General features: G+C 60.0%; 17 protein-coding genes and 1 pseudogene. 12 read left to right on the top strand and 6 right to left on the bottom strand.

Features of this window, described 5'->3' with window-relative positions; genetic code table 11:
* Positions 1-26 precede the first annotated feature (26 nt).
* The 5 genes and pseudogenes from BGI01S_RS30445 to cysD all read left to right on the top strand — a co-directional run bounded on the left by BGI01S_RS30445 (position 27) and on the right by cysD (position 6,289).
* Positions 27-998 (top strand): hypothetical protein, encoded by a 972-nt coding sequence (locus BGI01S_RS30445; RefSeq protein WP_157004289.1) that lies wholly within the window; start codon positions 27-29, stop codon positions 996-998.
* A 13-nt stretch (positions 999-1,011) separates the two neighbouring features.
* A complete protein-coding gene (locus BGI01S_RS29945; RefSeq protein ID WP_167335687.1) occupies positions 1,012-2,838 on the top strand; it encodes an AMP-binding protein in 1,827 nt (608 codons plus the stop codon).
* 604 nt (positions 2,839-3,442) lie between these two features.
* A pseudogene (gene cysC / locus BGI01S_RS31260) lies at positions 3,443-4,024 on the top strand (adenylyl-sulfate kinase); the annotation flags it as partial.
* Between the two features lie 42 nt (positions 4,025-4,066).
* Positions 4,067-4,939 (top strand): DMT family transporter, encoded by an 873-nt coding sequence (locus tag BGI01S_RS28340; RefSeq protein WP_157004288.1) that lies wholly within the window; start codon positions 4,067-4,069, stop codon positions 4,937-4,939.
* A gap of 393 nt (positions 4,940-5,332) precedes the next feature.
* On the top strand, positions 5,333-6,289 hold the full coding sequence (gene cysD / locus BGI01S_RS28335) for a sulfate adenylyltransferase subunit CysD (protein WP_042329723.1): 957 nt from the start codon (positions 5,333-5,335) through the stop codon (positions 6,287-6,289).
* Positions 6,290-6,373: 84 nt separating this feature from the next.
* Here cysD and BGI01S_RS28330 read toward each other — a convergent pair whose 3' ends face one another.
* The 4 genes from BGI01S_RS28330 to BGI01S_RS28315 all read right to left on the bottom strand — a co-directional run bounded on the left by BGI01S_RS28330 (position 6,374) and on the right by BGI01S_RS28315 (position 12,280).
* Entirely contained in the window at positions 6,374-8,329 is a 1,956-nt protein-coding gene (locus BGI01S_RS28330; RefSeq protein ID WP_042329722.1) for a phage integrase family protein, read from the bottom strand.
* 15 nt (positions 8,330-8,344) lie between these two features.
* Entirely contained in the window at positions 8,345-9,403 is a 1,059-nt protein-coding gene (locus BGI01S_RS28325; protein ID WP_042329721.1) for a TraB/GumN family protein, read from the bottom strand.
* Between the two features lie 22 nt (positions 9,404-9,425).
* Entirely contained in the window at positions 9,426-10,607 is a 1,182-nt protein-coding gene (locus tag BGI01S_RS28320) for an AlbA family DNA-binding domain-containing protein (RefSeq protein WP_052400546.1), read from the bottom strand.
* A gap of 266 nt (positions 10,608-10,873) precedes the next feature.
* On the bottom strand, positions 10,874-12,280 hold the full coding sequence (locus BGI01S_RS28315) for a replication initiation protein (protein WP_042329720.1): 1,407 nt from the start codon (positions 12,278-12,280) through the stop codon (positions 10,874-10,876).
* A 649-nt stretch (positions 12,281-12,929) separates the two neighbouring features.
* Between BGI01S_RS28315 and BGI01S_RS28310 the strand changes: the two genes are divergently transcribed.
* Both BGI01S_RS28310 and BGI01S_RS28305 read left to right on the top strand, forming a co-directional pair.
* Positions 12,930-14,144: a ParA family protein gene (locus BGI01S_RS28310; RefSeq protein WP_042329719.1), complete on the top strand. Its 1,215-nt coding sequence runs from the start codon at positions 12,930-12,932 to the stop codon at positions 14,142-14,144.
* Positions 14,141-15,115 (top strand): ParB/RepB/Spo0J family partition protein, encoded by a 975-nt coding sequence (locus BGI01S_RS28305; protein ID WP_042329718.1) that lies wholly within the window; start codon positions 14,141-14,143, stop codon positions 15,113-15,115. Before BGI01S_RS28310 ends, BGI01S_RS28305 begins: the two co-directional genes overlap by 4 nt.
* Positions 15,116-15,804: 689 nt before the next feature.
* Here BGI01S_RS28305 and BGI01S_RS28300 read toward each other — a convergent pair.
* Together BGI01S_RS28300 and BGI01S_RS28295 are read right to left on the bottom strand one after the other, a co-directional pair.
* Positions 15,805-16,995 (bottom strand): tyrosine-type recombinase/integrase, encoded by a 1,191-nt coding sequence (locus BGI01S_RS28300; RefSeq protein ID WP_042329717.1) that lies wholly within the window; start codon positions 16,993-16,995, stop codon positions 15,805-15,807.
* 6 nt (positions 16,996-17,001) lie between these two features.
* On the bottom strand, positions 17,002-17,691 hold the full coding sequence (locus tag BGI01S_RS28295) for a hypothetical protein (protein ID WP_042329716.1): 690 nt from the start codon (positions 17,689-17,691) through the stop codon (positions 17,002-17,004).
* A 353-nt stretch (positions 17,692-18,044) separates the two neighbouring features.
* Here BGI01S_RS28295 and BGI01S_RS28290 point away from each other — a divergent pair, with 353 nt between their 5' ends.
* The 5 genes from BGI01S_RS28290 to BGI01S_RS28270 all read left to right on the top strand — a co-directional run bounded on the left by BGI01S_RS28290 (position 18,045) and on the right by BGI01S_RS28270 (position 23,406).
* Complete coding sequence (locus BGI01S_RS28290) at positions 18,045-18,296, top strand: hypothetical protein (RefSeq protein ID WP_232624497.1); 252 nt, start codon at positions 18,045-18,047, stop codon at positions 18,294-18,296.
* Between the two features lie 21 nt (positions 18,297-18,317).
* Entirely contained in the window at positions 18,318-19,151 is an 834-nt protein-coding gene (locus tag BGI01S_RS28285; RefSeq protein WP_042329715.1) for a hypothetical protein, read from the top strand.
* Positions 19,152-19,373: 222 nt separating this feature from the next.
* Positions 19,374-19,700, top strand: a complete 327-nt coding sequence (locus BGI01S_RS28280; protein ID WP_255219799.1) for an HU family DNA-binding protein — start codon at positions 19,374-19,376, stop codon at positions 19,698-19,700.
* A gap of 334 nt (positions 19,701-20,034) precedes the next feature.
* Positions 20,035-21,828 (top strand): hypothetical protein, encoded by a 1,794-nt coding sequence (locus BGI01S_RS28275; RefSeq protein ID WP_042329713.1) that lies wholly within the window; start codon positions 20,035-20,037, stop codon positions 21,826-21,828.
* Between the two features lie 312 nt (positions 21,829-22,140).
* Positions 22,141-23,406, top strand: a complete 1,266-nt coding sequence (locus BGI01S_RS28270; RefSeq protein ID WP_042329712.1) for a sensor domain-containing diguanylate cyclase — start codon at positions 22,141-22,143, stop codon at positions 23,404-23,406.
* The last annotated feature ends 92 nt before the right edge of the window (positions 23,407-23,498 follow it).

Raw genomic sequence — 23,498 nt, 5'->3', positions numbered from 1 at the left:
CTGAACAATATCAAGTTGGGGGGGACATGCAAGACTTTGAGACTCTGGCCCAAATGGTCATCAACGAAGATTCTCAACTTGGTACAGTTCCTTTATATGCGGATGGCGTGTTTCAAAAATTGCCGATCACGCTAGATAGCGTCACAGATCGTATTGCTGAACGGCTAATGGCCCTGCTGGAGCGTCGCGCCGAGTCAATGCCTTCGCTTCTGTTCCTGTGGGGCCCATGCCGAGTAGGCAGCACGGCACTGCTTAATGTATTTGCAGAATCCGGCTTCCAGGCGATTTACCAACCGATTAAAAATTTACTTCGTGCCGAGCTAGCGCAGTCGTCGAGGTCTGGCAATGGCAAGACGCCGCCGGAATTTCCTTTAACTTTGCCTATAACCGTAATCAAAGAAACGTCCGGGCCATACACGGTCGCAGAGTGTCTTTTTAACCCTCTAGAAACCCTGTTGAAATCCGGCTTTCCGCCGTCCAAAATTCGGCTAATAGTATTAGCGAGGGAACCCGGCCACATGCTGGCATCTTGGACCAGAAAATGGTCTTCCCGCATCCCTCCCAGTTGCCTTTATGCTCACTTTCTGCTTGCTAGGCTGAATGAGCGACGCATCCGCAATACGGCGGAGCAAGCATCCATCCCGGTCACGAACTTCCGGTCAACTCTGGGGACCGAGTCGGCTTCGGCGATCAAGACGCTGTTTGAATCAGTCGGCATAGCGGATCATTTTTCGCCAGCAAGACTGACCGGCTGGAAGGGAACAAGTCCGCTACACGGGTCCTTTTCTTCCATCACATTTCCTCAAGAACCCAAACCATTTGAGTTACCCAACCTGCACGACCCACTTGACGGTTACGGCGTGCGTAACCGCGACTTCTACGCACCATCGGATGTACCCGTCGACGAAGAGCTGTTCTTTTCGTATGGTCTGGAGAAACTTTACAGGTTGACGGTGGAATCATTAAGTGATGATCGGGGCACTGGAACTGCGGGCTGACGGGAGACTAATAATGGTCAATACAATCCAGAAGACGCTCGCTTCCATTATATCCAGACAGCCGCAAGCTACCGCTTTTTGCACGCCAGAGTTGCAATGGACCTATTCCGAATTGGGCACGCTTATAAGCAATATTCAGAACTGGATTGGGTCCTCCGGTATTGCCCGAGGCTCAACCGTAGCCATCGCGGCTCCTCGGGGTCCTCTTGGCGCGATATGTGCCATCGCTACCACGGAGAGTTATGTGGCGCTACAGATTCCGGTTGGTACAAGCGCAGATCAAATCGTGTCGTTGTTAGCCGACTTGAAAGTGTCGTGTATGGTTGCAGAGCTTTGCCAAACTAATGCAATTCTCGCGGCCAAATCTCTTGGCATAGGCCTCGTCGTTATTTCAAGCATCGCCGAGCTTATTCGCGTCAACCCTCTTGCACGGGACTCAAATAACAGTGCACAGGGGGCGTTTACCGCGCTCATCGTACCGACGTCAGGTTCAACCGGAAAACCGAAATATGTGCCCCTTACTCACGATAACATTCTCGCAACGACGAAAGGGATTGTCGACTGGTATGGCTTAAGGTCGCTCGACCGATGCTTGAATTTAATGCCGATGTTTCATGTTCACGGCTTGATTAGCGCTACGTTGGCGACGCTCTTTTCCGGTGGCTCATTATTGTGTGCAGACGGACTCGATGCGACGACCATAGTCCACGCTGTAAACCAGTGGCTGCCTACTTGGTGGACGGGCGTACCCGCTCTATATGAAGCGCTCTTGCGAGCGGACGAGTGCGGATCACCGCTTCGAAACGATGCCGTGTCGGCCGTGAGATTTCTACGTGTCTCATCCGCACCCATTACTCAAGCACTACGAGTGCGACTTCGAGGTCGCGGCTTTAAGTGTTCAATAGTTCACTCTTACGGTCTTACAGAGACTGCCTCGTTAATCTGCTCCTTGCCACTGAATGGCAGCGATCTCAAATTTGAATCGGTCGGACTGCCCGTAGGCGCATCTATCCGAATAGTTGGCGACGACGGCCGTGTCCTAGGAAAAGAACAGCGAGGTGAAATCCAGATCCACGGGCCCAGCGTCATGCAAGGGTATCTGATGGCAGGAAATGAAGAAATGCCCTTTGCTGAGCCAGGTAAATGGTTAAAGACCGGAGACGAGGGATTCTTTGACTCGGATGGCTATCTGTACATCACCGCGCGCTACAAACTTCTGATTCGGCGTGGGGGCCATAGTGTTTCGCCGTTAGAGGTGGAACGTTTCGTCTGTGGCTTCCACGAAGTTTCAGATTGTGTGGTCCTCCCCGTCCCGCATCCGACACTCGGCGAGGACATTATCTGCCTCATTACGCTTTGCCACGGTGCAAAGGAGGCGAATTTGTCCAGGATCAGGGCGGACCTTTTTAATCAGCTGGAAGGATACAAAATCCCGTCAGCGTTCGTGCCCATATCGGCGATCCCTAAGAATGTTGTTGGGAAAACCGACCGCGCTGCTGCACTTCAGAAAGTGATGTGCTCTGGAATATATGACTCGCTTCGTGATGACGATACCAAACTTGATGGGCCGATCGAAGACGTCCTGAATGCACTCTGGCGCCACCATCTTGGGAAAGACGTGCCGAAGTTTATCGGCGCGAATTCAAATCTACTTTTGTTAGGCGCCGATCCACTCAGGGTTCGTGCCGCTAGTGTTGACCTTGCATCGCGAGTGAACCAGCCGCTAAGCAGTAGGCAACTTTTCATGTTTCCTACCATCCGAGAGCAGCGGATCCAGATTGAAGCCCAAACGAACGGAGACCTCAACAATGCATGCGTCCTTGACCGTTGCAAATCGTGAGCACGAGCCGCTTATCGATGCATTTTTGAAGTTAGTGCCGGCACACGAACGCGCCAACTTCGTAGGCGACATTGCGCAATACTGTAGTGACAGCGCGAAGGCCGGATTTCTATTCATTGTGCTTAGCGGCGAAGCCATCGTTGCCATGAGCTCTCTTTCGCCGCTTACACCAACTCTCGTCGAGACGAGAACGTGCTTCGTGGCGCCCGAATATCGAGGGTTCGGTTTGCAACGACTTATGCATGAGGCAAGAGCGGTAGCGATCCAGCAACGATGGGGCTTAAGCTGCGGCGCTGTTTCTGCCGTAAAGCGGACGACAGCCGCTACCGTTGACAATCTTCTAGCGTTAGGTTTTACGCCGTGGGTACAACCACATCCCGCGGTTTACGGTCCCTGTCAGGCCTGCGATCATGGAAGTGCGGAACCAGCATGCTGCTGCAACTTCTTCTATTGCGAGAGTCAAAACCTGTACGAGCTTTCCACGTCATTGACGCAATCGCCAATCCGAAAGCTAACCGGTAGTAGAGGACGCGTCTTGGTCGTCGATTGTTCTTCGATCACAATGCCGTCGTCCCTTGCGGTAACTAACACGTTTAGATCTTCTCAAGGAAGTGGTGGACCATCTCCGGTTGTGTTCTGGCTAACGGGTATTTCAGGGGCAGGAAAGTCAACTATAGCGCGCTCGATGGCGCGTCAATTTGGGTGTTTTGGCTGGCGGCTTTGCGTCTTGGACGGAGACGATCTACGAGCAAAACTTAACGCAGACCTAGGTTTTTCAGACGAACATCGCGCCGAGAATGTGCGTCGCATCGCTGAAGTCGCTGCCTTGATGGCGGACGCCGGCTTGATTGTTGCCGTCTCTTGTATTTCCCCACAAGCGTCCTTCCGGGACGTGGCCCGGCGCGCTATAGGAGATGCACGGTTTATCGAGGTTCATATTGACACTCCGCTCGCTGTCGCAGAGGCTCGGGATCCCAAAGGCCTTTATGGTCTCGCGAGAGCCGGAAAGATTACGGGATTCACCGGCGTACACGCTCCGTATGAAGAGCCTTGCGCACCGGAGGTCCGAATTGATACAACGCGGCTAACGGTTGATGAAGCGGCAGCCATGATTCGCGATTATTACGTGGCGAAACATATCGTCGGTAGTACGGTTGTCCCACAGGCAAAGACCAGCCAAGAGTAACCTACCAACAGCAATAGACGAAGTTATCTCAGGAGAGAAGTCGTGAGCGAGTCAATGAGCGTTGCAGCCGCACCGAAGCAATCCGTAGGCATCGCCTTTTACGTACTCGCAATCTTTCTTCTTGCTGCGATGGATGCGAGCGCAAAATGGCTTACTAAGGGTTATCCGATCGGAGAAATCGCGTTCTTCCGGGCCGTATTTGCGTTTGTCCCTCTTATCATCGCGCAAGCCCGCGAGCGAAAGCCGGTCGAACTACGCTCAAGACTATGGCCGCTTCATCTTCTGCGGGGGGCGCTCGTTCTAGGGACCGTTGTTACCTTTTTTCTCAGTGTCAAAGAACTGCCCCTCGCAACCGTAACCGCGATCTCTCTAGCTAATCCCTTCTTTATGGTGCTCTGCAGTGCAATCCTGCTGAAGGAGCCCGTTTCAAATGTGCGTTGGTTTCTTATTTCGCTCGGCTTTGTAGGCGTTCTGGTTGCAATCGGCGGCGTATCGCTGACCGCGTCGTTTTATACGGCCATAGCAATCCTTTCCGCGCTGCTATATGCGCTTGCAGCCGTACTGACGAAACATCTGGCTCGCACAGAATCGGCAATATTGATCGCCGCCTATACCAACGTGTCGATGCTGGTTCTTTCGGTTTTTAGCCTGTCGTCGCACTGGGCAATGCCGGGGCTGCATGATTTTTTTATCTTCGCGTTGATGGGGCTGGCAGGCGGCTTGAGTAACTACGTGTTTACCTTAGCATTTAGATATGCAGATGTCTCAACCGTTGCCCCAATCGAATACACAATTCTTGTCTGGGCAGCACTCTTCGGTTACGTTCTGTTCAGTGAGATTCCGACCGCCCTCACGATTATCGGTGCTTTGATAATTGTGGTCAGTGGTATTGCTAATGCGCGGTTACGGCGATGACACAACTCGCTTTACAGGCTGACTCAATTCGCCAGTGATCTTCGCCACAAGAGCTAGCCTCACGTTTGACAAGAGGCTACTGAAACGGGGCACGGCTATTGTTGCGCGCTCTGGTGAAGATCGAGAGTGCTCAGGTTGCGGTCTTTTCATCTCGCTTTGATGCACTTCACCCGATTTGATCCTGTCTTGAGCGCCAAATTTCCCGCAGACCTGCCCGATATTGCGTCGCTTTGGTTGCCGGTGTGGGTCCACCTACCTCATTGGACTTGCCGACTCCGATGATATGCGCTTCCATGAATGACCATGGTAGGAGGTTGGGATATGGGAAACGTGATCTCTCGACAACGAGTTTCAACTGAAAAGATCGTTCCCGCCATACCAAGAGATGCGCAGATGAATACCACGAGCGTTTTAAATGATTCAGTCGCCACTAGGGTGGCTGGGATAAGTCACCTCGATTGGCTCGAAGCCGAATCAATTCACGTCCTGCGCGAAGTAGTTGCCGAATGCAGCAAGGCCGCACTGCTTTTTTCGGGTGGAAAAGATTCGGTCGTGGCGTTGCACCTCGCGCTGAAGGCTTTCGGTATTGGTACGAATCACAAGACGGTACTGCCTTTCCCTCTCGTGCACATCGACACCGGCCATAACTACTTTGAAGTGCTCGAATTCCGCGATCGCCGCGTGCTGCAGATCGGCGCGGAGTTGGTGGTGGGTTATGTGGAAGATTCGATCAAGCGCGGCACTGTGCGTCTGCGGCGAGAAACGGACTCGCGCAACGCCGCGCAAGCCGTGACCTTGCTCGAAACTATCGATCAGCGCGGCTATACTGCGCTGATCGGCGGCGCACGCCGCGACGAGGAAAAGGCCCGCGCGAAAGAACGAATTTTCTCGTTCCGCGACGAATTCGGCCAATGGGATCCGAAGGCGCAACGCCCTGAACTGTGGAGCCTGTACAACGCGTGTCTGCATAGTGGAGAACACCTGCGCGTGTTCCCGATCTCTAACTGGACCGAACTCGACGTGTGGCAGTACATCGCCCGCGAGCAGCTCGAACTGCCATCGATCTACTACGCGCATCACCGCGAGATTGTGCGCCGGAATGGCCTGCTCGTGCCGGTCACGCAGCTCACGCCTATGCGGGAAGGCGAGACCAGCGAGACCGTGCTGGTGCGTTTCCGCACCGTTGGCGATGTCAGCTGCACGTGCCCGGTGGAAAGCGCCGCGGACAATCTTGAGAAGATCATCGCCGAAACGGCTGTGACCGAAATTACAGAGCGCGGCGCGACGCGGATGGACGATCAGGTCTCCGAAGCTGCGATGGAACAGCGCAAGAAGCAAGGCTATTTTTAGGCAGCCGGGAGTACTCGACCTGTATGTTCAGATCGCTCTCCGCGAGCGATACCAAGAGAATCATTACTTCGCGATTGCCCGCGCCTACCCGCCCGCCGCAACGAGTGTCTCCTCGCCAGCTGAGTAATACCGTCCGGCTGCGTCCAGCATCTGCTGGCGCCCGGCGCGCGTGTAGATCGATGTGGTCTGCAGCGAGGTATGGCCGAGAATGGTCTGCACGACGTTCAGCGGCATCTGCCTGATCGCCTGGGTGCCGAACGTGTGCCGCAACGCGTGCGCGGACGTGCTAGCCAGCTGCGCGAGATCTTCCGGCGAGCAGCTGGCCGGGAGGGTGCCCTGCTCCGCCAGCCTGCGGGCCAGCCGCTTTATCGCGGTCCGGACCAGGCATCCCAGTGCGTCGGCCGCATAGGGCATCCCGTTGCCGGGATTGCCGTGCGCGTGCCGGCGCCGGGCGTCCTGCGTGGCCGGCACGACCAGCGGCGCGACCAGCGGCCCGCTGGCGCCGGACGCGTCGAAGTCGCGACCGCGATCGCGCCAGTGCGCACGCAGCGCCGTGACCGTATCGGGACTGACCGGCACGGTGCGCTGCCGGCGCCGCTTGCCCACCAGGGTCAGCGTCCAGATCCGCGCGGTGCTGTCAGCCGGGTCGCCCACCACCTTACTGGTCACCTCGCCAGCTGCGTCAGCGCGAAGGCTGACGCGGACATCGGCCGGCTGCAGCTGCTCGCGGGTGGCCAGGGCCGCCTCGCTGCGTCGCAGGCCCGAGTCGCCCATCAGCAGGATCGCCGCGCGGGCGGCCCGCCACTGGCGCGCCCCGGTTTCCACGGTCTCCTGTGAACAGGTGTGGTCGAGTGCGTCCCGTAGCTGCTTCCAGAGCGTGGCCGGCAATGCGCGATCGACCTGCACGCGCGTCTCCTGGGTAACGGTCGCCGGGTCGTGCACCGCGTGCCACGGATTGCCGGCCAGATAGCGCACCTCGACGAGCCACCGGAACGCGGCGCGCAGCACGCGCACCGCGTACGCCTGGCTGTCGGCCGACAGCGTGCCGGTGAACGGCCGCCAGCGGCCGCTGATGCGCGGCCGCTTCGGACCGGTGAATGACGGTGCCGGCTGCGCCAGAAAATCCTTGTAGGCTTCGCAGTCCTCGACGGTGACTGACGACACCGCCACCCCGCGCACGATCACCGCCCACAGCACGAAGCGCTCGATCTCACGCGTATAGACGCGCAGGGTCGCGGGCCGGTCACGGTAGCGATGCAGGTACGCGTGCAGCGCGGCCAGATCATGCGGCGCCCGGATGAACGCGAAGGCGCCGGCGCGATTGGTGCCGCGCGCCCTGACACCATCGACCGCACCGGCGCCGTCGCCGCCGGACAGCGCCGCCGGCACCGCCATCCGTTCGAACGGCGCGAGCCGCGGCGTGGCCGGGTCGCCGCCGATCACCACCGCCTCATCGGTCGGGACGAAGGGCCGTGTGTCGACGTCGGCCGCGACCCGCACACCGAGGCTCGATTCATGCCGGCGCAGCCAGGCCACCAGCGTGCGGGCGCGCAGCGGACCGATGCGCGGCACCGACCGCCACCAGCTGCCGCCGTGCGTGTTGCAGTAGTCGACCAGCGCCTGCAGGGTCATGATGCCCTCCCCCGCCAGCCGTTGCGCGACCAGCGGCCGGAACCAGAACCCGATGGCATGGTGCGGCGCCGGCACCGCGGCCGCCAGGCGCGAGGCGTCCTCGACCATGCGCAGCGACACGGCGGTGAGTTTCGCGCTGCCGTGCTTGCGGATGGAGGTTTTCAGGTGATCGGCCAGCACCGGCGAGCCGTGCAGCAGCGCGAGCTGCACCAGCTCGTCACGCATGGTGCGCAGGAACTGCGCCATCGTCTCGGGCGTGGCCGCGTGCGGTGCCACCTCGGGGTCGTAGTAGAGACGCGCGATCGTCGCCGGGGGGATCTGCTGGACGAATGCGCGCAGCGCCGTGAAATCGGCGCGGGTGTAGGTACGCGCCGGCGGGACGGTCAGGGACTGGGGCTGATTTGCCATCGTAGTATTCCGCGCCTAATCCGGATCTGGGCCGTAGGCCTCGGCCGTGGTGCCAGCCCCTGAGGGCAATTGAACGGGCTGCACGATATAGCCGCGCTGCCTGAGGAGCCTGATCAGGCCGTCGCGGCCAGGCAGGTGTTCGGCGCCGACCAGCACGAACGCTCCGCCAGTATCGAGCAGTGGCGGCAGGGTCTGCATCCAGGCCGCGTTGCGCTCACGGACCATCGGGTTATAGAACGTCGCATAGTCCATGCCGGTGGCCGCCAGGGAGTTCCGGACGGTCCTGTCTACCTTCGCGTAATCGCCGTCGTTCAGCGCGTCGACCACATCGGCCCGCAGGATCGCGGCATCGTTCGACAGCGCGAAGTGGATGCCGCGGCCGCTGGTGTCCCAGGGCACCCGCTTCTCCTGTGCGACGACTTCCTTATCCGTTTCAAGATACTTGGGCGTGATTCCGTAGCGCTGCTGCGCCAGCTGGATGATCGTGTCGCGGGATTCATACCCCACCGAATCGCACCCATCGGCGGCGAGTTGTTCAGCCGCAACCGGGGTGGGCTGGGCAAGGTGCCACCTGATCACGTTGTCGACCAGCTTGTCGTCGCGGTACGGCAGCTTGCAAGTGAAATGTTCGCGCAAAGCCTCGATATCGGCGGGCGCAAGCGCGTTGCGCCACGGCGTGGCGGGGACCGTGCCGTCGCCAAATCCGGGATGCTCGTAGACCACCACCCGGGCCTGTCTGATGACGCGCCGGTCAGGTTGCCGCAGATGCCGGTCGGCAACGTGCATGGAGGCCATCAGAATGTTTTTCTGCCCGGTGGGCGCAGTCACCGACAGCGCCCATACGCCGGCGCCGGGTTTGTTTGGGACGGTGATCGGGACATCTGCCCTGCCGGGCGGCGCCGCCTGTACGGGACTGGCAGCCGCGGGCCATGCGAGCGCTGCGGCGATGATCAGGACGGGCGGGTGCCACGGCTGGATCTGGCGGGCCGTTTCCCGTGTGCCCACCTCCTCCCGCGCGTCCCCCTTTTCTGGGTGCTGCCGGATACCGGCCAGTTTCATGATCCACTTGTGCATGCAGCTCTCCGGATGTGGGCCGTCAGTTGGCCGCCGCAAAATCTGTCTGCGTGTGCGCAACGCCGACGGCATTCCACAAGACATCCAGCGCCGGCGCAAGCACCTCGGCGGGGTTGCCCTCGAAATCTTCCAGGTAGACCGGCGGGCCGATGATGTGACGCAGGTGTTCCGGCAGTGCCGGAAAGCCTTCGAGCCGGTTTTGCCGCTGGATACAGACGCGCATACCATGGACGTTCAGCCAGCTGACGAATACATAGGCAGGCGCATTGACTTCGAGTGTCGCGAGGGCTTCGAGGATACGTGGCAGTCCTGTCCGGACTAGCGAATGCTCCGGCCTGAATGGGTACAGCGTGGGATGCGGCGGGACACCGCGATCATCCACCTCACATATGGCCGCGACTTCGATGCAGCCGTTACGGAACAGCTGGACATAGCTGGAGTAACGGCCTTGGCCATCGCGGCCGCCGGATACGACGACGCCGTCATAATCGACGGCTGGCTGCCCGACGTCGACGCCTGCAGGCGCAGTACCCTGGAGCACCGTTGCGCTTTGCAGCAGTGTCTCGACGGCGTGCGCGTCGCGCCGTGTGATCGCCGAGACCGGTACAACGTGACAGGCAAAGACCGGCCCATCCTGAAGCGGCCGCGATCCCTGCCCGGCCGACAGTTGCGCGATGCGATCGCTGCGGAACTCGAGCGTCCGGTCGGCGAGCGAGCCGGAAAACGCGAACGCATTGCGGATGCCGTGGATATCCATGGGTTCCTTGCCGACCGCGGTGCGGGCGTAGAAATGGTTGTCCTTTGTGACGCGATGGGGCGCGCCGGGGCTCGGCGCCACACGCAGCACAATCACGTGGCCACCACTGGCGAGCGGGACCGGATGCGGATGCAGGCCGCCACTCACGCGCGGCTCGAGCAGGTCGCGCAGCGTGTTGGTCAGCGTGAGCAGTTCAGCATCAAGGTTCACTAGCTGCAGCGGCTCGATGGCGGCTGCCGCGCCGTCGTCCTCGTGCACGCCAAACACCAGGTCGCCACCGAGCGAATTGGCGAACGCGCACACGTCCTTGGCGAGCTCGATCCGCGCGTCGCGGTCGGCTGGCCAGTCGCGTTTGTAGTCGAGCGTGCGGCTTTCGCGCACGCCGTGGTCGATCAGGGCCTGAATATCGGCTTCGATGACGGAGTCGAGACGGGCACGGGGGATCACGGGCAGGCTCCTGATTAAGGGTAAACCCTTGGAAAACACGGCTGGCAGGGCGGCGTAGCGGGATTTATCGCCATTTTACCCATTAAAGCCTTGTCTGATAATGGGCGTTATCAGACGTGGGGACCGAATATATTGGCCTATCCGACTTCAGAAGGAAGGCCATCGGCGACCTGTGATGACTTGCGTTTCTTGGCGCTCTATTGCGCGACGGCCGCCAACCGTAACAACGGCGGCGAGCTGGACGCTAGGCAGGTGGGTTATCGCAATCAGGACTGGTTGCGTGCACGCGCCTTCTTCATCTTCGCGAACACGTGCGAACAGAATGCGTCTGCAACTACCCGATTCACCGTGAGGATGTTGTCGGGACACAGCGCCTCGCGGGAGACGCCCTGCTTTTCAATGAGGCGCTGCGGAATGAGTTGACTAACAAAGGAGTTGCAAAGCTCCTTTTGCGCCAAGCTATCAGTGGACTCGAAGAACTGTCGACCGACCTTGATTTCTTCGCTCATCTTGGCCTTGGCGGCCTCATTCTGGGCTTGGATGTTGGCTTCTATCTTTGCTTGCACGGCGTCCCGGCTGTGGCTTTCCTTTGTGTTGTCCTCGATCTGCCTGGCCTTGATGGACGCCATCCTTCGGTCCGCTTCGCCGATGCGGTAGTTTCCTTCAAGAGCCTTAAACAGATAGCCCTTTGGACTGACCGTGACCTTCCCTTCGTTAAGCTTGAACCGGGTGTATTCGATTGCCTGTTCGAGGCGCTCGTCAGTCCAGACTTCCCGATTCTTCGCGAGTCGCTCGAATTCGGGCGTGTCGAAGGCAAATTCATTGTGAAGGACCAGGTACATCGAATCTTGGATGCCAGCACGTGCTGCGTCGGCCCCCTGCTTCTTCGTAAATCTGAAGCGGATTTTCAGTTGCTCTGGAGCAATGCGCGCGGCGTTGGGTTCCCAGCTCACATCGAAATCGGAGAGGTCATTGAGCTGTTCGATAGCGGGCTCGAGGAATCGCTTTTTGAATTCCTTGACCTCCTTGCGCGACTCGCCGACCTTGCCCGGCCACTCCAAGACGTCCTTGAAGGCAAACCATTCCGTCACTCCGTGCCCCTCGCACGGAATAAGCCGGTCGTAGATGGCGCGCGAAAGGGAGAGAGAGAAAGCAGTGGACGCGCGTAGGCTCAGCCAATGTGCTTTGTAAGGGCTAATGACGTACTTGATGACCCGTCCGGAGAGCAAGATGTAAACTACACCGCGTTCGATGTAACAGTCGCCAAGAAGACTGATGGTCCCCCATGAATCTTTCTCGGTTATCTCCTCTATGGACGGCGCCGTCATGACTTCCACGCGCGCCTTGGCAGCCGTGCTCATCTGCGCAATGAGGTGGCTGTGATTTCGGCTGTCGTAGCGCATCAGCCATTTGAAATAGTTCAAGTCGGCTGTGAAGGTGTAGACCCTGTCGTCCAACAGCTCATCCGGCGCCTTGGTTGCAACGATGAAGTACGCAGCATCCAGCACGCGGCGGGCGGCAATGCCTAATCCACCCACCCGGGTGAAAATATTGTTTCTCAGGAAGCCAATGTCCCTCGTCGACTCGCAGATGGCCGCGCCTTGTGCGGACATGTCGTCGTAGATGTCCAAGGCGAGCTGATGCGGCGTGACGGTTAGGGTTTGGTTTTCCATTCGTTCAGTTCTCTAATCCTCGGCACTCTATCAGTCGAACAAAGTGTGTCAACACAAAAACCACCCCTGTTCGCCAAGGGCCACTCTGCACAAAAAGCACCCCGTGCCCTGCCTGTGCATCACAACTTCCACCCCCCTTTTCACAATTTCCACCGGATGCTGCCCAATTTGCGCTCCTGCGCGCACAAAAACCGTCCTGCATTTCACAAAAACCGTCCCTATCCACAGGTCTAACCGTTGATTTGCAAAGGTTTTTTGTTGTCTGCTTGTATGCAGGTGGGTTTATGGTTACAAAAACCAAACAAACCAACTGTCTTGAAAATCGTAAATCAGCGCACGTCACGGGTTGTTGTGAGTATCTAACCTATTGAAAATGCGTGGAAATTTCTGAGGAACACCGTTCGCACAAAAAGCACCCTCGGGACGGTTTTTGTGCCAGGGCACAAAATGGTTAGTTGAGCGACAAGCGTTTATGCATTCGAGAATGTGCTGCCGCGCGCGGACCGACCATTCACCCGGCAAACACTCAACAAACATCAATTTAGGCCTATTTCCCTCGGTTAGGTATGCAGGCTAGCCTTAATACAAGCTTGTTTACGCGTATTCGTGTATTCTGCGCTTCAACGTCAAAACACGGAGAAAGCGCAGAATGGCTAACGTAGGTACCCTACCGATGGAAGACAGGAAGGTCACGCTTCGGGAAGTGGCGGACTTTGCTGAGGGGCTCGAACCTTTCGCGGACAACCTTCGCGAGCAGATTCTTGCACCGCGGCCGCGCAAAGTTGCCCCCTTCTTCACTATTAGCGAGCTGGCCGAAATGTGCAATCTCACCCGGCAGCAGATTCAGTATTTGGTGACGAAGGGTGACTCGGGGCTGCCGACAGGAACACTGAACGGCAACGGCCGCAGCCGCACCTTCACACTACCTGAGGTGCGCATGTGGGTAAAAATGGCCTCGGACATCTACCAGACCCGGCTTAGCGACAATGACGGCGAGTTCAAGGGCAAAGTTCTGACCACCGCTCAGCTCAAGGGCGGATCAGCGAAGACTACTACGACGGTCTGCCTTGCACAGGCGTTGACTCTCCTTGGTCGACGGGTTCTTCTTATCGACCTCGATCCGCAAGCTTCTGCATCGGAGCTTTGCGGTCTCTACGCAGAAAAGGAAGTCTCGGGAGAAGATACGGTCCTGCCGTATATCTACGATCAGAACGTAGAGGGGGGCCTTGCCGCCAAGGTTCAGTCTACTTACTGGGACGGTCTCGACATAATTCCAGGTCACACGTTCCTGTATGGCGCTGAGTTCCTGCTGCCCGCACGTCAGAAGACGATTCAGGGGTATCGCTTCTGGGCGGTCTTGCGCCAAGGGTTGGAGCCGCTCAGGACGCAATATGATTACATCCTGATAGACACCTCGCCCTCGCTGTCGTACATGAATCTGAACGCGCTCCTCGCGGCCGACGCGCTCATCATGCCAATGATCCCTGAAAACCTCGACTTCATCAGCTCGCTCGCGTTCTGGCGCTTGTTCTCAGACGTTGCAGGAGACTTCCTCCCCTACGAAGAGAATAAGGTGTACGAGTGCATATCGATCCTGCTATCCAAAGTGGACTACGGGAAGACGTCCTCGGCACCGGTAGTACGGCAATGGGCACAAAGTGCTTACGGCCGATGGCTCGACCCTTTTGAAATTCCGGCGAGCTCGGTTATGAGTGGCGGCGCACTTTCGTTCTCGACGGCACTGGATGTAGTCAGCACTCATTCGACGGCAAGGTCCTTGCAGCGCGTCAAGCAGCCGATGATTCAATACGCTAAATGGCTGGACGACATGTTTGTCAAATCATGGAAGGAGTCGGCAGCATGAGCAATATCCGAGAACAGCTAATGGCCAAGACGGCCAACCTGCCGACGCCTGCGGATTTTAAGGGCGAAAGCAAAAAGGAAAAGGGCGCCCGCGGTCCACAAACTATGCCGGGCATCACGAGTGCCTTGGCTGCGGCCCAGTTACGGATTCAGGAGCTTGAGTCGAAAGGGCTGGCGACAGCGATTGATATCGGTCTCATCGTTCCTAATCCGTGGCAGCCCCGCCGCCAATTCAATGAAGCGAAGCTGTCCGAATTGGCTAGAGCGATTTCGGAGGTCGGCTTGCTGCAGGCAGTTACAGTTCGCCGTGTCGGCGACACCTTCCAGCTGGTTGCAGGGGAGCGGCGCTGGCGTGCGCATAAGCTGCTCAATCTCGAAAATATCCGGGCGGTTGTTATTGAATGCACTGACCAGGACATGGCGGCCTTGGCGTTGATGGAAAACGTCACTCGCGACGACCTGACAGACTATGAGATTGCGATTGCGGTTCGTCGTGCGGAGACGGAGTTCCCGAAGCGGACCCGACTTGCCGAAGTAATGGGCGTGACGCGCGCTGACCTTTACCGGCTCTTGGCCTTCGACGATTTACCGGACTTCATCAAGCGTGACCTTGACCTGAATCCGGGGTTGCTGGCAGCGAACTCGGCTCAAGACATCGTCAACGTGTTAAAGAAGACAGGAGACGCCGGACTGAAAGCTGTTAGGGACTTGTGGCCCCTCGTTGTATCCGGTGACCTCGTCCAGACTAAGGTAGCCGCGTCTATCACCGCGCAAGTCTCACGTGGCCTGTCGACCGCTGATGCGGGTGGACGAAGCATCTTGAAGATTTTTTCAGGGAAGATTCAAGCCGGTAGCATCACCAAAGACGTCAAAGGGTTGACATTCAAATTCAAGGCAGGTGTAGTGACCGAGGAGCAGGAAAGCGAGCTTCGGGAACATATAGGAAAGATGTTCTCCATTCGTTCCGAGTGACAGTCTCGAAACCCGCCGCTGGCGGGTTTTTTATGACGAATCATGGACGGTGTGCGCGGGCTTGCGGCTGGTCGCGAACATCTGGAAAGTGCCCCTCCGTGACTCGCACCCTAGCGCCGAGAAAAGTGTCCTAATTAGGACGCTTTCTGCTGCACCCGCGGGCAGTCGCGTAACTCGCAGAAAAAGTGTCCTAATTAGGACGCTTTTGTCACCCGTCTTGAAGGTTGCAGGGAAGACGCAAAGTCGCTCTCCCCCATCGCATCTCGCATATCCACACCCATCTTACCGGCTGGACAGGCTTGAACCCACGGGTGGCAGCAGAATCTATTTCTTGGTTCTCGCGAGCATCGCGATTGTGCTTCCCTACTTCATGCCGTCTGCATCGTCACCAGGATGCACGCTAGGCAGGCTTCTGCTCCGATCACCTATCTGTGCCGTTTCCGAATATGGTTGATGCCATTATCCGGCGGGAGCCACGTAGTTCGCCGCTTAACAGATCGCGTGCCAGCTCATGACCAGCGAGGGATCTGTGTCAATTATGGTGTCGCGACGGCTAAGCGGCGATTTGCGACGCAGTAGTGGTGAGTGGTCTTCTCAAATGCCTACATCTCAGCAGTGCCCGCCGCACGAATCGACTTGACGAGAAGGCCTTGATGGCACGGTGGCGCGACTAATCCGAGATGCCGGCGTTACCGTGCTGCGCGAGCGCGAGCTAGGTGCGTCGCCAGCGCGCGCTTCAGTGGCTCGTCGTCGACGTATTGGTTGAAGGTCCGCGCGTCGGCGTGCCCCATATTGTCGAGCGCGGAGCGCGTATCGAGGCCGTTTTTCATGCCTTCGGCGAGGCCTTTCGCATACGTGTGTCGCAGCCAATGGGTCGACGCCTGGTCAAGGCGCTTGGCGTCGGCCGCGCGGCCGCGCTTGCGCGCGTACGCCGCGCTCTCGCGACACAGGCCGGTCATAAGGTGCCAAACTGCGGTGCGGCTCCGGACGCCTTTCCATTGACCCCACTTCGAGCGCCGCACCGACAGCAGCAACGGCAGGGTGTCGTCTTGCGCCGGCACCGGCGGCAGCCCGAAGGCGAGCCGGTAGGCCTGCAGTGACAGGGCAAGTTCATCGCATGGCACCCAGCGGGCCTTGCCGCCCTTGCCGCGCTCGATGCGCAACATCCACTGGAACGGCGGGGCGCCCGGAAACTCGCGCCGCAGCGCTTCCGGGACCGGCTCGATGCGCACATGACCCATCGCGCAATGCACGGCCTCGCTGGTGCGGATGCCCGTCCGTTCGAACAGGTCCACGAGAAACAGGTCGCGCGCCTTGCGCAGACGGGCTTCCTGCGAATGATCGGCCCGGGCCGCGATGGTCTCCCGTAGCAGCACACAGTCGTCGACTGACAGGAAACGGGCCTGCTTTTCCGGCTCGCGACGGCCCACGGTTGGCAGGCCCACCGCCGGATTCAGTTGCAGGTAGCCGACGTCGCGCAGCCACTCGAACAGACCGGTGACGATTTTCTGCGTCTGGCCGGCCGAGCGGTCCGACAACGGCCCCAGGAAGGGCCGCCAGTCGGGCGAACCCCGGCGCACGCCGCGCGCGCGGATCGCCCATGGCGCGGGCGCCTGCAAGAAGCCGATGTAGGCGGTGAACTCGTCCAGCGTCCACCCCGAGATCGGCACGCTGACCTGCCGCGCATACCAGAACAGCCGCTCGGCCTCGATCCGGTACTGCGCGAGCGTGGTGGCCGCGAGGCGCCCGCGGCCCGTCGCTTTAGCCTTGAGCCAGCGGCCGACAATCGCCTCGTCAGTCAACCCGGGCGGCAGGATCGGACTGGCCAGCCGGTTCGACGGAACTCCGGGATGGGTGGGTTCGACGGGCAGGGTGTTCATACCGTCCTAGATGGGGAAAAAGAACGCCAGTTCGAACAGGCAGACCGCCAGCGCGAGCCCCGACAGCACCAACGGCACGGCGTTAGCCATGCCGAGGCGGGACCCGCGAGCCGGGAGCCAGACGCTGGCGATCAGGACGACGGCGCGCGAGTGACCGTCGAGTGACGAAGTCAGCATGTTTGCGCCGCTGCAACCGTAATGCTGACCATCCGGCCACTGGATGAGCCGGGCGATGCCAGTCGCGCCGGCCAACGACGGCTCGGCCTCAAACTTCCGAAGGCCAATGTCGGGGTGGACGTACGTCGGGCGTCCACGCCACAGGAGCCTGTCCGTCAGGCAGTTGTCCAGCCATCCGTCGGGCTCCTCCAGGACCGTGACGCTGCGACCGTCCATCAGCCTTGCGCAAACCTGCGACGCAATCCTTTCCTTGATAGCCCGCGCCCTCAGGCCGTCGAACAGCACCTTTATGTCGAGCAGTTTCTTTTCCGTGTCGACCGCGTAGCGCCAGCGCAGGAACCTATAGACGAGCGTCGCCGTGAGCGCGAGCCACACCCTGAACGCATTGACGTTGCTGACCTCGGTGAGGCCGAGCAGGGTACCGTTCGTCCTGAACGACAGGTCGAACAGCGAGATCGCGAGAATCGCGGCAGCCAGTATGACGACGTTGCGGCGCAGCTTGTCGGGTGTGTCGTCCATGTTGCGGGCACTTTTTTGGGATGAGGAGCTGGATGAGCGCCATTCTAAACTGTTGGACATTATGGCGGTAATGTCTCGTAGATGAAAACGCGGTAATAAATATCGTTGTAAAAATGACGCCTGCTAGGGCAGAATCGGCAGCATCATAAGGACCACACGGAGCGGGCAGGCGGATGGACGGGCAGATGAAGGCGAGACATGACGGGCGAGCCCGGGCGATGACCGCAGTAAAGGCACGGCGGGGCATCCATGGCTGACACGTTCGAACTGATCGCGCTGGCCCTGCCCGGGACCTCGCGCCGGATGCCCTGCCGGATCCCGTCAAACGCCTCGTGGCCGACTGCTGGCCCGGCATGAGCCGCGCACAGCTGCTCGCGCGCGCCCGCCGGCATTCGCTTGGTCCGTCGCTGCGCGCCCTGGTGCACAGCCGGGGCGCCGGTGCGCCGGCTGAAGCCGCTCACTTCAGGCTGAGCATGATGGTCGACGGCACGGTGGTGCGACTCGTGGCTCACCTGCGCCGCGTCGCGCAACGACGGCGCCCGGCGCGACCGGCGAAGGCCTCGAAGCCGCCTGCACGCGATCCGCGGCAGGGCGATCTTTTCTGACGCACGCGAAGGAGCTGAAACATGGGCCGACCCCGGATTGCATGGAGCGATGCGCAGCTGCTCGCGATCATGAAGGGCATCGCGGCGACCGACCGGGATTTCCCGCTCGACAACGGGCGCTTTCTGGATGGACTGATCGCGGAAGTCCGGGCGATTACCGGCCGCGTGTTTGGCGCGACCACCTACAGCCGGCTGCTGCGCGATGTCGCGCCGCAGGTCGGTGTCCAGCGCCATCCGAGTGCCCCGACGGTGCAGCGCGCGATCCAGCGCGCGCAGGCGCTCGCGCCGATGTCGCCGCCGGGCAGGGGGGACAGCCGGCTGGTCGATCTCGAACTGATGCGACAGGCACTCGCCCCCGTGGTGCGCGAGGCGCTCGCGCCTTTGTATGCGTCACAGCATGAGCCGGCCACGGATCACGGGGCGGTCACTGCGCACGATGCGGGCGGGGTGGGCGACGCCCGCCAGCAGGGCCTGCTTCAGGCGGCGCTGGAGGATGCCCATGCGCGGATCCGGCGACTTGAGCAGGAGAACGCGCAACTGCACCGCGAACTCGGTGAAGCGCATGCGGCGCGGGATCTGGCCGGTGAACACGTGAACCGGCTGCTCGTTGATCTGCATGCGTCAATCGAACGCGCCGGCGTGGGCGCGACAACCCTCGCCCAGACGGCCGCGCAGCTGGCCGGTACCGAGCGGTTTCTCAAGATGCAGAACGATGCGGTGCGGCTGCAGGCAAGCAGGGAGGCGGACGCGCTGCGCGCGCAGAATGGCCAGTTGCGCGAGCGGATTGACCATTTGCTGCTCGAGGTCGATCAGTACCGGCGCACCCTGTCGGCCCGATCGACCGGGAGCCGCTGAGCGCTGGGTACGCTGGCGCGTCCGCTGCCCATCGGGTTGGCGCGCGGATTCCTGCCGCCGCCCACCGTTTGCGTCATGGCCGGTTCGTGAGGACTCCAGTTATCAGATGTGGTGATTTTGCCGCCGGCTGGAAAAGGGTGAATTTTTCGATTGGCGTAGAACCTGGGAGGGCGGACAGACACGTGCTCGCCGCGCTCAGGTCCGCCGGGATTTGCCTGGAAGGTGGGGGATGCGGTAGGGTGCGGGTTTCAATCCACGAACGGGCAGTCCATGAACAAGCAGGACCTGATTGACGCAGTCGCGGCCAGCACGGGCGACACCAAGGCAGCCACCGGCGCTGCCATCGACGCGATCCTCGAGGTGGTCACCCGCGCCGTGACGCGCGGCGACACGGTCCAGCTGATCGGATTCGGGTCATTCTCGACGGGAGCGCGCGCGGCACGGGTGGGCCGCAATCCGTCGACGGGCGCCGAAATGCAGATCGCCGCCGCGAAAACCGTCAGGTTCACGGCCGGCAAGGCCTTCAAGGATGCGGTGAACGCGTCGTGACGCTGGCCGGCATCGCAGGGGCCGTTTGATCCCGGCAGGCAGGGGAAGGGACAGCACCAACGCAAAGGGCCCGCCAGTGGCGAGCCCTTTGGAAGGAGTGGGGGAACAGAAAATGCAGCGGGACACCGCCCAGACCCGCACCTCTGACCCCTGTAGTAACCGTGCCGCCGGAAACGTGACGGACTTGTGTAGCACCTGCGAATGGGACGTACTATAGGCGGCCGAAGTTCCGCGGTCAACAGAAAACCGTTGCAAAAAGTTGACCGGAAAACAGCGCACGAAAACGTAGCGCCCGAAATCACGTCGAAAAACGACGCATCCAAAAACTGACGCGATGAAACACGATACCAGACTGGCCAACTTTCCGCTTACCCGTCAACAGCATGTGTTCGTGACCGTCTGGTTCAACATGACGCACGCCTATTCGCTCGATTCGCACCGCGTCCGGGTGATGCACGCGCTGAACATCCTTGAAGAACTGATGCGTGTCAGCAGCTATGCCCATGCGAAAGCCGAGGACCGCGCGATGATCGGCCGGGAAGCGATCGGGATCCTGGGCACGGAGGCGGTGCTGCAGCGCGAGCGTTTTGCCGTCCCTACGAAGGTCATACATGTGCTGCTTGAGAAGGTGTATGGCCAGAGCGCCGAGAAGGGCGCGGCAGACAGGCTGGCCGCACTGCTGGATTCGCATCTGCGCGAGTACATTGCACTGCTGTCCGCGCACTACCTTGACGAGCTGTTCGACGGCCTGCACGCGGCACTGCTGGAACCGGACGCGCGCGGCGAACCGGAGCAGTTCAACGGGATCCGCTCGCTATGCGGTGCGCTGCTCAGCTATCTGCTGGCCCGGGGCCAGAGTCTCGAAGGACTCTTCGCGCTGTACCGCCAGGTGCTGGTCCCCGTGAAGGCGTCGACCAAGCCCTACGTGTTTGCGCAGCGCTTCGACCTGCTGCGCCGGATCGTCATGTCGCCGATCACCTCGTGGCGAGCCTATTTCGCCGTTGATGGCATCACCGATGTCGCGGCCTTCCCCGATCACATCGGCGACATCCGCTTTGTGCGACAGCTCCCGGGCGAGGTGGCCGGCCTGCGCAACATGAATGAACGCCCGCGAAGGCTCTACGCCACGGGCGAGATCGAAGCGGTGGACATGCGGGCGGCCGGGCAGCTGCTGCACGAGCAGATCAACCGGGTGCTCGATCTCGTTCGCTTCGAATACGACCACGCGAACATCAGCGTCGGGGATGACTTCGCGGCGTGCCGCTCGGCCGGAGGATACTGGCGGGTGCTGCCCATCCCGAAGGTGGTGCCCAACCCGCGCGCGGCCGTCAGTGGCGAGGAGCTGCACCGCTTCGCGGGCAACGTCAGCCGCCTCGTGACCGGCGAACGGTTCTCGCAGGAAGGTCGTGAACGGGTCCTCTCTGCGTTTCGCCTGTACCGCACGGGCGCGGATACGACCAACTTCGAGAACAAGCTGGTCAACTGGTGGACCGGGCTGGAGCAACTGGCGAAGGGTGCGGGCGGCACAGGCTCGATCGGCGGGGCGGTGGAGTCGAGCCTGACGCCCGTGCTGATGGGCGTCTCGATCGCCAACCACCTGAGCGCCTATCGCGAGGTCCTGCTGGAGCAGTCGATCGAACTCGTTAATCCAGCCGACGGCCGACCGGTTGCGCTCAAGGAACTGGATTTCGCGCAACTCTACACGGTCCTCGCCCATCCGGCGCACCGCCAGACGATCAATGACCGTCTGCGGGATCTGCCGCTCACGCAGATGCGTTTTGACCAGTTCATGGGATTTCTCGCCTCGCCGGCCGACATGAAGACGTTTCTCGGTCGGGTCGAACAGGGGCTGCGCTGGCATCTGCAGCGAATCTGGCGCGCCCGGTGCGACATCGTGCACAGCGCAGGCCGCATGATCAACATTGCGCTGTTGTGCGCAAACCTCGAGGCGTACCTGAAGTCGGTACTCACCGCGCTGCTTGCGGCGTTCGGCCGGATCCCGACCCTCGCGAGTCCGACAGAATTTTTTATCCGGGCTGAGCACAGCTATGCCAGCGCGCGCGATGCGCTGGGCCGTGGCGACGCCGGCGCGCTCAAGATGTTGCTGACGGAACTGAAGTCACAGTAAAGGACGCGTCAGTGACAGGGCTGCGTTTTGCGGCAAGGTCGCCGAATGCACGTCGATGTGCGTGAGGGTTCACAGGCGGAGCGACAGGCGCTAGCCGGCCAACAAGCGCCATTCGCGGAGACTGCCACGTGGACATTTGTGCGACCCTTTCGCCCCGTAAGCGGCCGCTCGGCCCTCCATGGTGCGCGTCGCATCTTTGGCCAAAACGGGCGTTGTGTGACAATTACTTCACGCGATACAAAAAGTGGTACTGAATAAAGCCTTTTGCAAGGTGAGACTTTGTCTAATTGGTCCAAGGAACCGAACTAGGTTATGGATGACATCGCCATATGCGTTGCCATGATCGGGCTCGATGAGAACGAGAATCTCGTCGTCACCGCCTGCAACAACCAATTCTTCCAGTTGACAGGCAGCGCGGGCGCAGATATCCAGAGTTTTCCCATTTCATTCGACGCGCTGATTACGGATTTCGCGCCGCGCGAGTTTCGCGAGAAGCTGCTCGCGTACTTTGCGTCCGGCCGACCGCAGGGGCCGGAGCAGACTTACGACTTCCGCGAAGGCAGACAGTGGTGGCGCCTTTCGCTTAAACCGATCAGGCATACAAGCGGCCGCGCTAGCGTGCGTGAGATTCTTGTGACCGGTTTCGACATAGCTGCGAAGATGAATCTGACACGGGGACTGGAAAATAATGCATCGCGTTATCGCGCCTTGGTCGACTTGGCCTACGACGCGATCGTGACAATGGACCATCAGCACAACATCACGCTGTTCAATCGCGCGGCGGAGAACCTCTTTGGCTATTCGTCAGCCGAGGTGCTCGGGCGGCCAATCGTAACCCTGTTGCCCGAGAAGTTTCGCGCGGACCATCCACGGAGAGTACAGCAGTTCGCGGACTCGTATCAGCCGAGCCTGCGACAGGCGACCCCACCGCGCATGGACGAGAGCAACAGTGTGTACGCGCAACATCGCGACGGTTCGGTAATACCAGTCGAAATCGCGGTCTCCAAAATCGACTTGGAAGGTGGGACCGAATTCATGGCAATCGTACGCGACATCACCGATCGCGCCCGGCTAATGGAACTGCTAAAAAGCCAAGCCGCGACTGACGCGCTGACAGGTCTGCCGAATCGCCGCGAGTTTCTGGAATTCATAGAGAAAGTGCTTGGTACCAGTGACGATCTGTCAGTGTTCATTCTCGACATTGATTTGTTTAAGGAGATCAACGATCAACACGGGCACGATGCCGGCGATGAGGTTTTGCGCATGCTCGCGAAGGTCGGGGCGTCGATGACGGATGGGGCGAGTCTGTTCGCCCGCTGGGGAGGCGAGGAGTTTGTCGCGGCCCTGCCGGGCGCGGACGCGAATCTTGCGTATATGATCGCGGACGAACTACGGCAGCGCTACGAACGACAGGACTTCGTGCATATGTGGCGTCTCAAGCCAATTCCATTCACGGTTAGTATCGGCGTGGTCACACGTGAAGCAGGCGAGGTCGACGTTGACGCGTTGATAAAGCGCGCGGACCGTGCGCTCTATAGAGCAAAAAAATCCGGCCGCAATCGCGTCGTGGTTGGATAGATGTATTGCTGGACCAGGAGATATCTGGTCCAGCAATACATCGTTGTGTCAGGCAACGAACGGGACGGTGCTGTCGAACTGGTTTTGATGGC

Source organism: Paraburkholderia ginsengisoli NBRC 100965, from assembly GCF_000739735.1.
GTDB classification, from domain to species: domain Bacteria; phylum Pseudomonadota; class Gammaproteobacteria; order Burkholderiales; family Burkholderiaceae; genus Paraburkholderia; species Paraburkholderia ginsengisoli.
The sequence above is the reverse complement of the archived record's forward strand: the minus strand, read 5'-3'. Positions and strand labels throughout refer to the sequence as shown.

Excerpts from the sequence above, each read along its gene's own strand:
- BGI01S_RS29945 (WP_167335687.1), top strand. The coding sequence starts at position 1,012 with ATGGTCAATACAATCCAGAAGACGCTCGCTTCCATTATATCCAGACAG.
- cysD (WP_042329723.1), top strand. The coding sequence starts at position 5,333 with ATGAATACCACGAGCGTTTTAAATGATTCAGTCGCCACTAGGGTGGCT.
- BGI01S_RS28325 (WP_042329721.1), bottom strand. The coding sequence starts at position 9,403 with ATGCACAAGTGGATCATGAAACTGGCCGGTATCCGGCAGCACCCAGAA.
- BGI01S_RS28285 (WP_042329715.1), top strand. The coding sequence starts at position 18,318 with ATGGGCCGACCCCGGATTGCATGGAGCGATGCGCAGCTGCTCGCGATC.
- BGI01S_RS28305 (WP_042329718.1), top strand. The coding sequence starts at position 14,141 with ATGAGCAATATCCGAGAACAGCTAATGGCCAAGACGGCCAACCTGCCG.
- BGI01S_RS28295 (WP_042329716.1), bottom strand. The coding sequence starts at position 17,691 with ATGGACGACACACCCGACAAGCTGCGCCGCAACGTCGTCATACTGGCT.
- BGI01S_RS28275 (WP_042329713.1), top strand. The coding sequence starts at position 20,035 with ATGAAACACGATACCAGACTGGCCAACTTTCCGCTTACCCGTCAACAG.
- BGI01S_RS28310 (WP_042329719.1), top strand. The coding sequence starts at position 12,930 with ATGGCTAACGTAGGTACCCTACCGATGGAAGACAGGAAGGTCACGCTT.
- BGI01S_RS28270 (WP_042329712.1), top strand. The coding sequence starts at position 22,141 with ATGGATGACATCGCCATATGCGTTGCCATGATCGGGCTCGATGAGAAC.
- BGI01S_RS28330 (WP_042329722.1), bottom strand. The coding sequence starts at position 8,329 with ATGGCAAATCAGCCCCAGTCCCTGACCGTCCCGCCGGCGCGTACCTAC.
- BGI01S_RS28315 (WP_042329720.1), bottom strand. The coding sequence starts at position 12,280 with ATGGAAAACCAAACCCTAACCGTCACGCCGCATCAGCTCGCCTTGGAC.
- BGI01S_RS28290 (WP_232624497.1), top strand. The coding sequence starts at position 18,045 with ATGAGCCGCGCACAGCTGCTCGCGCGCGCCCGCCGGCATTCGCTTGGT.
- BGI01S_RS28300 (WP_042329717.1), bottom strand. The coding sequence starts at position 16,995 with ATGAACACCCTGCCCGTCGAACCCACCCATCCCGGAGTTCCGTCGAAC.
- BGI01S_RS30445 (WP_157004289.1), top strand. The coding sequence starts at position 27 with ATGCAAGACTTTGAGACTCTGGCCCAAATGGTCATCAACGAAGATTCT.